Origin of the sequence: Kitasatospora sp. NPDC059327, from assembly GCF_042752535.1 — a bacterium.
Classification (GTDB): domain Bacteria; phylum Actinomycetota; class Actinomycetes; order Streptomycetales; family Streptomycetaceae; genus Kitasatospora.
Genome location: NZ_JBHYYB010000002.1, coordinates 86,552 through 99,812, shown reverse-complemented (window position 1 = coordinate 99,812; position 13,261 = coordinate 86,552). Strand labels below are relative to the sequence as shown.

Genomic DNA, 13,261 nt, shown 5'->3' with positions numbered 1-13,261 from the left:
TCGCCTTCCGGACGGCCTGCCTAGCCTGCACGGGTCCGCCTTCGCGGACCCCGCCGTCGGGACGCCGAGTCCTGTCCACCCGCCGGCCGGCAGTCGAGCACCACAGCGGACGGGAGCGGGGGACCCAGGTCAGTGCCCGGCCCGCGCGCTCCCGCGTGCGGACCGAGGCTAGGGGTGAAGCCGCTCCACAGGCGGCCGGGCGACCTCTGCCCGAACCCGACAGCTCACCTCGCAGGCGTCACAGAGGACACCGCCATGCAGAAGCCTGCCCGGCGCGCGACGCCGCGTCACGCCCGCCCCACCCACCGCGGCCGCCAGGCCGCCCTCGCCGCCACCGGCGCGCTCGCCATCAGCGGCGCCGGCCTGCTCGGCGTCCCGGCCCTGACCGGAGCCCAGGCGGCCACCGCGCCGACCGTCACCCAGGACAAGCTGGCCCCGGCCGCCATGGTCGCGGGCAAGGCCTCCACGGCCTCGCTCACCGTCCACTCCTCGGCCTGCTTCACCGCGAAGACGCTGGGCGTCGGCGTGCGCGACGGGGCCGGCCGCAACCTGGACTTCCCCGGCAACGTCGCCAACGCGCGGATCTGCCCGGGCGGCCTGTCGATCACCACCGGTGCCCGCACCCTGCCGGTCGGCACCTACACCCAGTTCGGCTTCTGGCAGGACTCCGCGGGGGCCTGGCACAACCTGCCCTCGCAGCGGCTCGTGGTCTCCGACGGCACCACCACCCCGTCGCCCACGCCGACCCCCACGGCCACGCCGACCCCCACGGCCACCTCCACGCCCACCCCCTCGCCGTCGGCGACCGCCACGACGAGCACCCCGGCCACCACCGCTCCCGTCGCCGGCAAGAAGCTCACCTGGTCCGACGAGTTCAGCGGCCCGATCGCCTACGGCTCCCGCTGGACGGGGGACAAGAGCAGCGCGTACCGCTACGGCAACCACAACCCGGACGACAACAAGCTCGACTGGCTGAACAAGAACAACGTCAGCGTCTCGGGCGGCGTCGCCACCTTCACCGCCAAGCCGGGCGCCAACAAGCTGGAGAACGGCAAGCAGTCCTGGGACACCGGGCTGCTCACCACCGAGTACTCCGGCGAGGGCTTCCAGGTGAAGACCGGCGACTACGCCGAGACCCGGGTCAAGCTCCCGGCCGGCACCGGCGCCTGGCCGGCGCTCTGGACGTGGAAGAACGGCAACGGGGAGATCGACTCCTTCGAGTACCACCCCGACAACCCGAACCTGCTGGAGCTCACCAACCACGTCAACCCGGGCCACCTGTACTACACGGACGCCAAGGCGATCGCGAAGGACGGCTGGGTGACCATCGGCACCTCCTACGGCGCCAACTCGGTCGACTGGTACGTCAACGGCACCAAGGTCTACTCGGACGGCAAGGGCGTCGGCGCCAACTGGTCGGCGTACCTGATCCTCAACCTCTCGCTGAGCGCGGGCCAGTACCACCCCGCGCCGACGGGCACCGCCCCGATCACCTTCGCCGCGGACTACGTCCGCGTCTACCGCTAGGCGGAACGACCCGGGCCGTACCGTCCTGGGCCACCACGGCTCAGCACGGTACGGCCCGGGTCGGCCCGTCACGGGCGGCCGGGCCCGGCTCAACCCTCGGTGGTCTCCACGACCTGGATCGTGAACGGCTGCCGGTTGTTCGCCTCGTTGCGGTCGTCGTCGCCGCGCACCGCGACGTAGCCGCCCGCCAGTTCGCCGAGCGGCACGGTGGCGGCCAGCCGCAACGGGATCAGCGCGGTCGCGCTCCGGAACTTCGGCAGCCCGGCCGGGAAGGTGCAGCGCACCCGGTGGCCGTTCTGGAAGGTGTAGCAGTCCTCCGGGAAGAACGGCTCCTCGGCCGTCACCCCCTCCGGCAGGGTGATCACCACGGTGAACGGGGAGGCCGTCCGGTCCGGGCCGCGGTTGGCGACGAAGGCGTGCAGCGTGGTGGTGCCGCCGGGCACGGCGGGGTCCGGGTCGAGCCGGACCACCTCCAGGTCGGAGTCGGACGGGGCCGGTACGGCGACCACCGCCCCGGCGGGCTGTTCGGCGTTCGGCGCGGGATCGTCGGCCGGACAGGCCAGGGCCGTCCCGCCGACCATCGCCACCAGGGCGCACCCCGTCGTCAGTGACCTGCTGATGAAACCCCGTACGGACCGTCTCCGTGCCATGGCCGCTCACCCTGCCCTCGCGTTCCGGCGCCCCGCGCCGTCGCGGAGCGCGCCCGCACCCAGCGTGACCGACCGGCCTGCCGCCGCCGCTCCAACCCGCCCGGGGGCCGCCCGAACGGGCGAACCCCGGTACCGGAAGCCGCCGGGCGAGGACGGCGGGGTCGCCGGATCCGGCGACCTCCCGCCCGGGGCACTGGAGATGACGCCGCGTCAGGGCGCCAGGACCTGCCCCAGCCGGGCCGCGATCTGGTGCATCACGGGCACGAGCGAGGCCGCGCCCGCCTGCTCCTCCAGCGCCCGGATCCGGGCCTCCGGGCCGGACACCGAGAGTGCCGTCGGGGTCGGCGCGCCCGGTACCGCGAGCGCGATGCAGCGCACCCCGATCTCCTGCTCCTGGTCGTCCACCACGTAGCCGCGCTCGCGCGCCTCCGCCAGCTGGGCCAGCAGCTCCTGTGGGTCGGTCACGGTGTAGGAGGTGTGCGCCGGCAGCGGGTTGGGGCCGAGCACCGCCCGCGCCTCCTCCTCGGGCAGCTGGGCCAGCAGGGCCTTGCCGACACCCGTGCAGTGCGGCTGCACCCGGCGGCCGACCTCGGTGAACATCCGCATCGAGCGCCGCGACTGCACCTGTCCGACGTACACCACCTCGCCGCCCTCCAGGACGGCCAGGTTGGCCGTCTCGCCGGTGGCCTCCATCAGTTCGGCCAGGTAGGGGCGGGCCCAGCTGCCGAGCAGCCGCCCGGCGGTCTCGCCGAGCCGGATCAGCCGGGGCCCCAGGGTGTAGCGGCGCGCGGTGTCCTGGCGGACATAGCCCTGCTGCACGAGGGTACGAACCAGGCGGTGGATGGTTGGCATGGGCAGCCCGGAGGAGGTGGAGAGCTCGCTGAGCGTCGCCACACCGCCGGCATCGGCCAGCGCCTCCAGGAGCAGGAAGGCGCGCTCGACGGACTGCACGCCGCCGCTCGCGCGGTCCGTGCCCGTCGTCGATGCTGTGTCGGGGGTCGCGACCACCGGCGTTCCCTTCGCTGTCGGGAGAGGAGTAGAGTCCCTGCGATCACCTCAACAAACCGTTGAAATTCTGTATCGCGGAAACTAGTCTCCACCTTACAGAATCGAACCCCCCACCACGTGGGGTTCAGATCGGTTCAGATCAAGGAAGTTCCCACCGGAACTCCCTTCGCCATGCTCAACCGTCTTAGGAGTGTCCTGCTCATGGCTACAGATCAGGGACCCGCCGGCGTCTCCCCCGCCGCTCCGGTCGTCACTGTCGCCGGTCCGCGAGTCCACCGGGCCGAGGAGGTGCTCACTCCGGAGGCGGTCGCTTTCGTCGTCGGCCTCCACCGCGCGTTCGAGGACCGCCGGCAGGAGCTCCTGGTGCGCCGCAGGACCCGACGGGCCGAGATCGCCCGGGCCGGCACCCTGGACTTCCTCCCCGAGACGGCCGCTGTGCGGGCGGGCGACTGGACGGTGGCCGAGCCCCCGCGCGCCCTCCAGGACCGCCGGGTCGAGATCACCGGTCCCACCGACCGCAAGATGGTCATCAACGCGCTCAACTCCGGCGCCCGGGTCTGGCTCGCGGACTTCGAGGACGCCACCTCGCCGACCTGGGAGAACGTGGTCAGCGGTCAGATCAACCTGATCGACGCCTTCGAGGGCCGGATCGACTTCACCTCCTCGGCCGGCAAGGCCTACGCCCTCAAGCCCGCCGCCGAGCTGGCCACCGTCGTGGTCCGCCCGCGCGGCTGGCACCTGGACGAGAACCACCTGCTGGTCGACGGCCGGCCGGTCGCGGGGGCCTTCCTCGACTTCGGGCTCTACTTCTTCCACAACGCGGCGCGGCTGCTCGCGCGCGGCGCCGAGGACCCGAACTCCGGCCCCTACTTCTACCTCCCGAAGACCGAGAGCCACCTGGAGGCCCGGCTCTGGAACGACGTCTTCACCCACGCCCAGGCCGCGCTCGGCATCCCGCACGGCACCGTCCGCGCCACCGTGCTGATCGAGACCATCACCGCGGCGTTCGAGATGGAGGAGATCCTCTACGAGCTGCGCGACCACGCGGCCGGGCTCAACGCGGGCCGCTGGGACTACCTGTTCTCGATCGTGAAGAACTTCCGCGACGCCGGCGAGCACTACATCCTGCCGGACCGCAACAGCGTCACCATGGCGTCCCCGTTCATGGCCGCCTACACCCGGCTGCTGGTGCGGACCTGCCACCGGCGCGGCGCGCACGCCATCGGCGGCATGGCCGCCTTCATCCCCAGCCGCCGGGACCCGGAGGTCAACGCGGCCGCCCTGGAGAAGGTCAGGGCCGACAAGGACCGCGAGGCCGGCAACGGCTTCGACGGCTCCTGGGTCGCCCACCCGGACCTCGTCCCGGTCGCCCGCGCCTCCTTCGACGCCGTCCTCGGCGAGCACCCGCACCAGAAGGCGAACCCGGGCCCGGCCGAGCCCGTCACCGCCGAGCAGCTGCTCGACATCGCCGGCGCCGGCGGCCGGTGCACCCACGCGGGCCTGCACAACGCCGTCCAGGTCGGCGTCCGCTACATCGAGGCGTGGCTGCGCGGTCTCGGGGCCGTCGCCATCTTCAACATGATGGAGGACGCCGCCACCGCCGAGATCTCCCGCTCGCAGATCTGGCAGTGGATCCACAACGGCGTGGTGCTCTCCGACACCGGGGAGAAGGCCACCGCCGAGCTGGTGCGCCGCCTGGTGGCCGAGGAGCTGGCCGCGCTCCGGGCCGAGCTGGGCGACGAGACCTACGCCGGTGGGCGCTGGCGCGAGGCCGCCAAGCTCTTCGAACAGGTCGCCCTGGCCGAGGAGTTCGCGGACTTCCTGACCCTGCCCGCGCTGCCCCTGCTGGGCTGATCCCAATCTATCCGCGCGCGCAGCCGCTGCCGTCTGCCGGCTTGTAGCAGTCGACGCGCCCCTTTGCTCCGTTCCGTACGGCGACGAATCCACCTGTCCTCTCGTCGCCGTGCGGAACGGCCCTTTTCCGGAGGAACCCTCGTGGCACGCATCTTCTTCAACGGCCAGGCCATGGTCGGCGGTCCCTTCCACGCCTCGGTCGCCGACGCGCTGGTCGGCCCGGTCCGCACCGCACCGGGTTACCGCTTCTTCTCGATCGGGGACGTCTGCCCGGGCCTGCTGGCCGACCCGGCCGTCGACACCGCCGTCGAGGGCGAGCTGTACGACGTCCCCCTCGCACACCTGCGCGACGTGATCCTCCCGGGCGAGCCCCGTGAGCTCGAACTGGGCGTCATCACCCTCGCGGACGGCACGCCCTGCCTCTCCATGCTGCTGGCCCGCGGTGAGCTCGACCGCGGGGTGCACCGCGAGATCACCGAGTACGGCGGCTGGCGGGCCTACCTCGCCACCCTCGGCCGCACGGCCTGACCCGCCCGCCCGGTGCCGGCGGACGGCCGGCGGACGCCGTCGTCCGCCGGCACCGTCGTCACACCTCCCCGCCCGCGGCCAGCGCGTCGCCGAGCCGGCTGCGCCGGTACAGCACGCGGTGGCCGTGCCGGGTGCGTTCGAGCAGGCCCGCCGAGGCGAGCGCGCCCAGGTGGCGGCTGACCGCGCCCGGGGTGACCCCGATCCGCTGGGCCAGCTCCGTGGTGCTCGCCGGGACGGTCAGCATCGCCAGCAGCCGGGCCCGCGGCGCACCGATCAGCCCTTCCAGGGCTCCGCCCGCCCGCTCCGGCCGCGGCGGGCCCAGCCCCTCCGCCATCGTCGCCCGGCCCCGCGCCGGGTAGCAGACCAGCGGCGGCCCGGCCTGGGTGACGTCGGTCTGCGCGCCGAGCCCGAACAGCGTCGGGATCAGCACCAGCCCCCGGCCGGCGACATCCACCGTGGTGCCCACCGCCTTCACGGCCGGGTGCGGGTCGACGAGGCGCAGCACCCCGGCGTGCCAGGTGAGCCTGGCGTCGAGGTCCGCGAAGAGGCCCTCCGCCCCGCGCTCCGAGAGCATCCGGCCCCGGTGGGCGATGTCCGCCTCCAGCACCGACCGGGCCCGCGGCCACCAGGTGGGGGACAGGCAGCGGGTCCAGTACGCGTCCAGCGCCTCGGCCACCCGGGCGGTCAGCGCCGCCGGGTCGTCGATCAACGCGGCCAGCACCGGCGGCAGCGGGCTCGCCGTGCCGCCGCCCCGGTACGCCTCCAGCACGTCGGCCCGCACCACCTCCGCCGGGGTGGCCGCCAGCCGCGCCAGCTCGGCCGCGAAGTCCGGGCGCGGACCGGCGGGCCGCGGCGTGAGGAAGTCCGGCACGAAGCCGACCGGCGCGATCATCGACTCCAACAGCTCGGTGTCCAGCGTCTCGTAGCGGTCCTGCCAGCCGGCGATCCACGGCCGCTGTTCCGGATAGCGGCCCGGCGAGCGGCGGGCGCGCATGCTCAACACCGTCTCCTGCAGGGCGGAGTAGCCGAACCAGGTGGCGGCGAGGTCGTCGACGCCCAAGTGGAACTCGAACATTGACCGTAACGGTAAATCAGTTCCACCGGTTCGGGAAGCCCGCTGTCCTGGTGCCATGACTTCCACCGCGGTGCCACCTCCGGCCGTTCGTCGACTGCTGCCCGCCGACCCCCTGCTGCGCCGGCTCGCCCTGATGAGCCTGGTGAACACCGTCGGCAACGGCCTGTTCGTGACGGTCAGCGTGCTGTTCCTGACCCGTTCGGTCGGCCTGACCCCCGGTGGGGTGGCGCTCGGGCTGAGCATGGCCGGCGTCTGCGGGGTGTTCGCCGGGGTGCCGATGGGCCGGCTCGCCGACCGGGTGGGCGCCCGGCGGCTGCTGACGGTGGTCGGGCCGCTGGAGGCGGTCGCCGTCGTCGGCTACGCGTTCGTGCACTCGTTCGCCGCCTTCGTGGCGCTGGCCTGTGTGGCGACGGTGCTGGAACGCGGCGCGGCGGCGGTGCGCAGCGCGCTGATCGCCCGGACGCTGCCGGCGGAGAGCCAGGTGCGTTCGCGGGCCCTGCTGCGCTCGGTGATGAACGCGGGTCTGGTGATCGGGTCCAGCGGCGCGGCGTTGGCGCTGCAGTCCGACAGCTACGCCGGGTACGTCGCCGTGATGGTGCTGGACGCCGTGAGCTTCCTGGGCGCGACGGCGCTGCTGGCCGGCCTGCCGACGACGGGGGTGGCGGATCGTCGGGAGAAGGGCCCGCACCCGGCGCGCCGGCGTACGGCGCTGCGCGACCGCCGCTACCTGCTGATCACCGCACTGCACGCGGTGCTGGAGCTGCAGTTCGCGGTGCTCACGGTGGGCATCCCGCTGTGGATCGTGCTCGCGACGGACGCTCCGGCGGCCGCCGTCGCCGCCGTCAACGTGGTCAACTGCCTGCTGGTGGTGGTGTTCCAGGTCCGCGCCAGCCGCGGTGTCGCCGACGTCCCGTCCGCGGCGAGGGCCTGCGCCCGGGGCGCTCTGCTGCTGGCGGTGGGCTGTCTGCTCTACGCGGCGGCCGCGCGCGGTTCGGCCGCCCTGGCGGTGGGGGCGGTGCTGGCCGGGGCGCTGGTGCACAGCCTCGGCGAGCTGCTCACCTCCGCCGGTGGCTGGACCCTGAGTCTGGATCTGGCCGATCCGCGGGCCCACGGTGAGTACCAGGGGGTGTTCATGAGCGGCCAGGCGGCGGCCCACGTGATCGGCCCGTTGGTGGTCGGCCTGACCGTGGTCGATCACGGTCAGGCCGGCTGGGCGGTCCTGGCGGGCGTCTTCGTGCTCGCGGGCGCCGTGCTTCCGGCCGCCACCCGGGGTGCGGGGGCACCGGCCGCGGCCCACTGATCGTGCGGCCCGCGCCCCACGGGGGTGGGAGCGGGTCGCCGGGCACGCCACAGCCCCGGACCCTCGCCGTGGGTCCGGGGCTGTGTTCCGTGCGTTTCCCCGAGGGGCGGCGCACGGAGTCCGGGTGACGCACCGTCCCTGGGCGGCCCGGAGTTCAGGGGTTACACGGGGCGGGCGGCGAGCTCCTTGGCGGCGCGGGCGCAGGCCTGCGCGATCTTGTCCTCGTTCACCGTGGTCAGCTGACCCTTCTCGACGACGGCGTTGCCGTTGACGAAGAGGGCGGCCAGCGGCGGCAGGGCGCCGAGGGTGAGCGCGGCGATCGGGTCGGCGATCGAGGAGTGCATGATGCCGTCGATCTTCCACAGGGCGAGGTCCGCCAGCTTGCCGACCTCGATCGAGCCGATCTCGTTGTGCCGGCCGAGCACCCGGGCGCCGCCCATGGTGCCCAGGCGCAGCGCCTGGCGGCCGGTGAGCGCGCTCGGGGAGCCGTGCAGACGGTTGATCAGCAGCGCGTTGCGCAGCTCGGTGCCCAGCTCGCCGGACTCGTTGGAGGCGGTGCCGTCCACGCCGAGGCCGACCGGGACGCCGGCCTTCAGCATGTCGGGGACGCGGGCGATGCCGGCGGCCAGGCGGGCGTTGGAGGACGGGCAGTGCGCGACACCGGTGCCGGTCTCGGCGAACTTGGCGATGTCGGAGTCGTTCATGTGGACGCAGTGCGCCATCCAGACGTCCTCGCCCAGCCAGCCCACCGACTCGAAGTAGTCGGTCGGACCCATGCCGAACAGCTCCTTGCAGAACGCCTCCTCCTCGGCGGTCTCGGAGCCGTGGGTGTGCAGCCGGACGCCCTTGCGACGGGCCAGCAGGGCGGCCTCGCGCATCAGTTCGGTGGAGACCGAGAAGGGCGAGCAGGGCGCGATGGCGATCTGCAGCATCGAGTCGAAGGAGGAGTCGTGGTACCGGTCCACGGCCGCCTCGGAGGCGATCAGGATCTCCTCGGTGTTCTCGACCGCGTGGTCCGGCGGCAGGCCGCCGTCCTTCTTGCTGCGGTCCATCGAGCCGCGCAGCGCGGTGAAGCGCATGCCGAGCTCCTGGACGGCCTCGATCTCGGCGCCGAGGATGTCGCCGCCGTCCTTCGGGAAGACGTAGTGGTGGTCCGAGGCGGTGGTGCAGCCGGACTTGAGCAGCGCGGCGGCCGAGCCCTGGGCGGCGGCGTGCACGAGCTTGTCGTCGATCCGGGCCCAGGTCGGGTAGAGGGCGACCAGCCAGTCGAAGAGGATGTTGTCCTGGGCGAGCCCGCGGGTGATCCACTGGTAGAAGTGGTGGTGGGTGTTGACCAGGCCGGGGGTGACGAGGTGACCCTCGCCGTTGATCCGGCGTACCACGTTGTCCAGCCACTGCGGGGCGGGGCCGTCGCCGACCGACTCGATCTTGTTGCCGAGGACGACCACGTGGCCGCGGGCGTACTCGGTGTCGTTGGCGTCGACCGTCGCGATCGCGACGTTCTCGATCACGATCCGCTGGTCGGCGGGCGGGGGCTGGACTGCCATGGTCTTACTCCTATGGGGGAGGGTTGAGGGGGGCGCGCGATGAGCGGCACGCGCCCCCCGTCAACCGGTCAGGACGGTGTCGCCGTCGGCACCGTCGTCGCGGGTTTCCCGTCGGCCGGCGACCGGCGGGCGACTCCGACGTGGTGGAAGAGCAGGTTGAGCAGGACGGCCATCACGCTGCCGGCCGAGATCCCGGAGTGCAGCAGGGTGCGGACGGCCTCCGGGAAAGCGTCGTAGAAGGTCGGTACCGCGATCGGGATGATCCCGACCCCGAGCGCGACCGACACCAGGATGGTGTTCGAGCTGGACTCCATGCCGGCCTCCGCGAGGGTGCGGATGCCGCTCGCCGCGACCGTGCCGAAGAGCACGATCCCGGCGCCGCCCAGGACGGGCTGCGGTACCAGGGAGACGAGCGATCCGAGCACCGGGAAGAGCCCGAGCAGGATCAGGATGCCTCCGCCGGCCGCGACCACGAAGCGGCTGCGGATCTTGGTCAGTGCCACCAGCCCGATGTTCTGGGCGAAGGCACTGGCGGCGAAGCCGTTGAAGACCGGGCTCAGCGCGGTGGCCAGCCCGTCCGCCCGCAGGCCCGCGGCGAGCGTGGGTTCGTCGGCCTCGCGGTCGACGATCTTGCCGAGCGCCAGCATGTCGGCGGTGGACTCGGTCATCGAGACCACCATGACGATGCAGAGCGAGACGATCGCGGCCGCGTCGAAGACGGGGGCGCCGAAGTGGAACGGGGAGGGGAGCGCGAAGACCTTCGCGTCCTGGACCGCGCCGAAGTCGGCCAGGCCGAGCGGGAAGGCGAGCAGGGTGCCGATCGCCAGTCCGATGAGCAGGGAGAGCTGCTGCCAGAAACCGCGCAGCAGCCGGTTGCAGAGCACCACCGCGAGGAGGGTGATCGCGGCGAGGCCGATGGCCCGCACGGAGCCGAATCCGGGGGCGCCCGGCGAGCCGCCGCGCGCCCAGTTCACCGCCACCGGCAGCAGGGACACCCCGATGAGGGTGATCACGGTGCCCTGGACGACCGGCGGGAAGAACCTGATCAGCTTGCAGAAGTACGGTGCCGCGAGGAAGCACAGGAGCCCCGCGACGATCACCGCTCCGAAGATCACCGGGAGGGCGTCCTTCGGTCCGTGCTCCTTGGCTATGGCGATCATGGGCGCGACACCCGCGAACGAGACGCCGTTCACGAACGGCAGCCGCGCGCCGATCTTCCAGAAGCCGAGGGTCTGCAGGAGAGTGGCCAGTCCGGCGGTGAACAGGCTGGCCGAGATGAGCAGGGCGAGCTCGGCGGGGGAGAGCCCCACGCCGGCGCCGACGATGAGCGGGGGAGCGACGACTCCCGCGTACATCGCGGCGACGTGCTGCAGTCCGGTGGAGATCAGTTTCACCGGCGGCAGCAGCTCGTCCACGGGGTGGACTCCTGGCCCGGAAGGCGTGTCGGGGAGGTTGGTTGACACGCCTTCCGGGCCGGGAGGCCGGTGGACGATGTCTCTGTCCGGGGTGGAACCGCCGTCTGTGGTGCGGGTGGAACGGAGTGCCATGTCGAGCCCCTCTTGTGCCCTGGCTCTCGGCGCGCCCGCGGTGCTGGAGATCCCCCGAGGGCGGGACGGCGGAGCAAGGATCCCTCGGGGCGCTTCTCCAGCACCCCGGGCCGGCCGCCGTGAGGCGGGCACGATCTCCGGTGGGTGGGGGGTGGAGAAACTACTGGTGCAGGAGTTACGGGTACTGCGAACCGTCCGGCGCCGGCCGGCCGTGGGAGGCCGGAGGGTGCGGCGGTGCCGGGCGGGGTTCATGGGGTGGGGGAGGTCAGGCGACCGGGATCACCGGGACGACGCCCTCGCGGTGCACGGTGCCCTCGATCAGGCCGTACATGCGGTCGGCGGCGTAGTAGACCTCGTTGTCGTTCTTGAGCCCGAACGGCTCCAGGTCGACCAGGAAGTGGTGCTTGTTCGGCAGCTCCAGGCGGACCTCGTCCACCTCGGCACGGTTGTTCAGGACCCGGGTGCCCATCGAGTGCAGGGTCTGCTGCAGCGAGTAGGAGTAGGTCTCGGCGAACGCCTCCAGGAGGTGCCGCCGCACGTGGGTGTAGGAGCGGTTCCAGTTCGGCTGGGGCTCCTCGTCCCGGCCGTCGAAGCCGTACTTCCAGCGCGCCGTCACCTGGGTGGCGAGGATGCGGTCGTAGGCCTCTTGCAGGGTGGTGTACTTGTCCTTGATGTAGCCCCAGAACTCCGAGTTGGTGGAGTTCATCACGACGAGGTCCTTGAGGCCCGAGATGACCTGGACGCGCTCGCCGTCGTAGACGATCTCACTGGTGCGGGTCTCCTGGCCCTGGCGGACGAAGGAGTGGCCGACCTCCTCGGACCCGATGAAGCGGGCCGAGTTGTCCGGCGTCTTGATCCGGTCCCAGGTGTACTCCTCGATCCGGATCCGGGCGCGGTGGATCGGCTCGTTGTTGTCCACGAAGTGGCGTGCCAGCTGGATGCCGAACTGCTCCGCCGACTCGATCCCGTACTCCTTCGCGAAGGCGAAGACGGTGTTCTTGGTGGTGTCGGTGGGCAGGCAGTTGGCGTTCGAGCCGGTGAGGTGGACGTCGTCGAGGTCGCCGGAGAGGGCGACCGAGACGTTCAGGTCCTTGATCTCGTGACGGGTGCTGTCACGGTAGACGCGGACGATGCGGTTCTCCGCCTTGCCGTACTGGTTCTGACCGAGCACGTGGGCCATGACAGGCTCCCAATCAATCAAGCGGTCTAGCTTCCGCGGTAGACCGAGTATCCGAACGGGTTCAGCAGCAGCGGCACGTGGTAGTGCTGCTGCGCGGGTGCGACCGTGAAGACGATCGCGACCTCGGGGAAGAACGGCTGCTCCTGGGACGAGCGCGCGTAGTACGCGGTGGTGTCGAAGAGCAGCCGGACGACCGAGCCCGCCTCCGCGGCCGGCAGGTCCTTGGCCCGGCCGTCGGAGTCCGTGGCGGAGGTGCCGAGCACCTTCCAGCCACCCTCGGTGTGCAGTGCGAGCTCGACCGGGACACCCTCGGCCGGGCGGCCGAGGCTGGTGTCGAGCACGTGGGTGGAGATGCCAGTCATGGGTGAAGTGACCTTACTGATGGCAGGTGTGACGATACGTCGGAACTGTCTGACGATATGTCAGTTCTCGTCGAGCAGACGGTTGATCCGAATGTCGTTGATCTTGCGCAGCTCGCCCCGGACGATCTCCGCCTCGGTGGCGGTGTCGTTGGGGTAGCGCTCCCGCAGGGCGGCGAGCATCGTGTCCGCGGTGCGGCCGGTGGCGCAGATCAGGAACACGTGGCCGAACTTCGCCTCGTAGGCGGTGTTGGCCTCGCGCAGTTCGTCGAGGAGTGCGGTGTCCACTCCCCGGATACCGGCCTGTTCGCGCTCGGAGGTGGCGTCGCCCGCCTTGGGCGTGCCGATCCGGGCGTGGCCGGCCATCGCGTCGTGCAGGTCGGCGGCCGTCAGCGCGGCCATGGCCGTCGCGTTGGCGTCGAGCAGGGCCGTACGGTCGGACCAGGGCCGGGCCGACGCCACGGCGCCGGCCCAGGTGGGGCTGGAGCAGATCTCCAGCAGGATCTCTTGCAGCTCGGCGGCGTCGGCCGCCGCCAGGGCGTCAAGGGCGTGGGGGTGGTTGGTCACGGGTGGACCTCCTGAAGAGTGGTGCCACCCGCACAAGCTAGATCCACCCAACCGGGCCGTCAACACTTTGTTGAACGGTTGGTGGTTACGTTTTGAACCGCCGCCGGTTGCCGGGGGGT

General features: G+C 72.1%; 12 protein-coding genes and 1 riboswitch. Of the genes, 4 read left to right on the top strand and 8 right to left on the bottom strand.

Annotated features, from left to right (window positions below; translation table 11 throughout):
- The first annotated feature begins 88 nt into the window (after positions 1 to 88).
- A riboswitch (cyclic di-AMP (ydaO/yuaA leader) is annotated at positions 89 to 253 on the top strand.
- Between the two features lie 2 nt (positions 254 to 255).
- Positions 256 to 1,527 (top strand): hypothetical protein, encoded by a 1,272-nt coding sequence (locus ACFXHB_RS01650; RefSeq protein ID WP_380571292.1) that lies wholly within the window; start codon positions 256 to 258, stop codon positions 1,525 to 1,527.
- 89 nt (positions 1,528 to 1,616) lie between these two features.
- Here ACFXHB_RS01650 and ACFXHB_RS01645 read toward each other — a convergent pair whose 3' ends face one another.
- The gene (locus ACFXHB_RS01645) at positions 1,617 to 2,177 is read right to left on the bottom strand and encodes a hypothetical protein (protein WP_380571291.1); all 561 of its coding nucleotides are present in this window, start codon (positions 2,175 to 2,177) and stop codon (positions 1,617 to 1,619) included.
- A gap of 210 nt (positions 2,178 to 2,387) precedes the next feature.
- On the bottom strand, positions 2,388 to 3,185 hold the full coding sequence (locus tag ACFXHB_RS01640) for an IclR family transcriptional regulator (protein ID WP_380571290.1): 798 nt from the start codon (positions 3,183 to 3,185) through the stop codon (positions 2,388 to 2,390).
- Between the two features lie 201 nt (positions 3,186 to 3,386).
- Between ACFXHB_RS01640 and aceB the strand changes: the two genes are divergently transcribed.
- Both aceB and ACFXHB_RS01630 read left to right on the top strand, forming a co-directional pair.
- On the top strand, positions 3,387 to 5,039 hold the full coding sequence (gene aceB, locus ACFXHB_RS01635) for a malate synthase A (protein WP_380571289.1): 1,653 nt from the start codon (positions 3,387 to 3,389) through the stop codon (positions 5,037 to 5,039).
- Between the two features lie 141 nt (positions 5,040 to 5,180).
- Positions 5,181 to 5,567, top strand: a complete 387-nt coding sequence (locus ACFXHB_RS01630; RefSeq protein WP_380571288.1) for a gamma-glutamylcyclotransferase — start codon at positions 5,181 to 5,183, stop codon at positions 5,565 to 5,567.
- A 58-nt stretch (positions 5,568 to 5,625) separates the two neighbouring features.
- Here the strand turns inward: ACFXHB_RS01630 and ACFXHB_RS01625 are convergent, their stop codons facing one another.
- Positions 5,626 to 6,642: a helix-turn-helix domain-containing protein gene (locus ACFXHB_RS01625; protein ID WP_380571287.1), complete on the bottom strand. Its 1,017-nt coding sequence runs from the start codon at positions 6,640 to 6,642 to the stop codon at positions 5,626 to 5,628.
- A gap of 55 nt (positions 6,643 to 6,697) precedes the next feature.
- Here ACFXHB_RS01625 and ACFXHB_RS01620 point away from each other — a divergent pair, with 55 nt between their 5' ends.
- A complete protein-coding gene (locus ACFXHB_RS01620) occupies positions 6,698 to 7,942 on the top strand; it encodes an MFS transporter (RefSeq protein WP_380571286.1) in 1,245 nt (414 codons plus the stop codon).
- Between the two features lie 161 nt (positions 7,943 to 8,103).
- Here the strand turns inward: ACFXHB_RS01620 and ACFXHB_RS01615 are convergent, their stop codons facing one another.
- The 5 genes from ACFXHB_RS01615 to uraD form a co-directional block, all read right to left on the bottom strand.
- A complete protein-coding gene (locus ACFXHB_RS01615) occupies positions 8,104 to 9,489 on the bottom strand; it encodes an 8-oxoguanine deaminase (protein ID WP_380571285.1) in 1,386 nt (461 codons plus the stop codon).
- Between the two features lie 68 nt (positions 9,490 to 9,557).
- Entirely contained in the window at positions 9,558 to 11,036 is a 1,479-nt protein-coding gene (locus ACFXHB_RS01610; RefSeq protein ID WP_380571284.1) for a nucleobase:cation symporter-2 family protein, read from the bottom strand.
- Positions 11,037 to 11,301: 265 nt separating this feature from the next.
- Complete coding sequence (gene pucL / locus ACFXHB_RS01605) at positions 11,302 to 12,216, bottom strand: factor-independent urate hydroxylase (RefSeq protein WP_380571283.1); 915 nt, start codon at positions 12,214 to 12,216, stop codon at positions 11,302 to 11,304.
- Between the two features lie 26 nt (positions 12,217 to 12,242).
- The gene (gene uraH, locus ACFXHB_RS01600) at positions 12,243 to 12,578 is read right to left on the bottom strand and encodes a hydroxyisourate hydrolase (RefSeq protein ID WP_380571282.1); all 336 of its coding nucleotides are present in this window, start codon (positions 12,576 to 12,578) and stop codon (positions 12,243 to 12,245) included.
- 60 nt (positions 12,579 to 12,638) lie between these two features.
- Positions 12,639 to 13,142, bottom strand: coding sequence for a 2-oxo-4-hydroxy-4-carboxy-5-ureidoimidazoline decarboxylase (uraD, locus tag ACFXHB_RS01595; RefSeq protein ID WP_380571281.1), 504 nt, complete (start codon positions 13,140 to 13,142; stop codon positions 12,639 to 12,641).
- Positions 13,143 to 13,261: the final 119 nt, after the last annotated feature.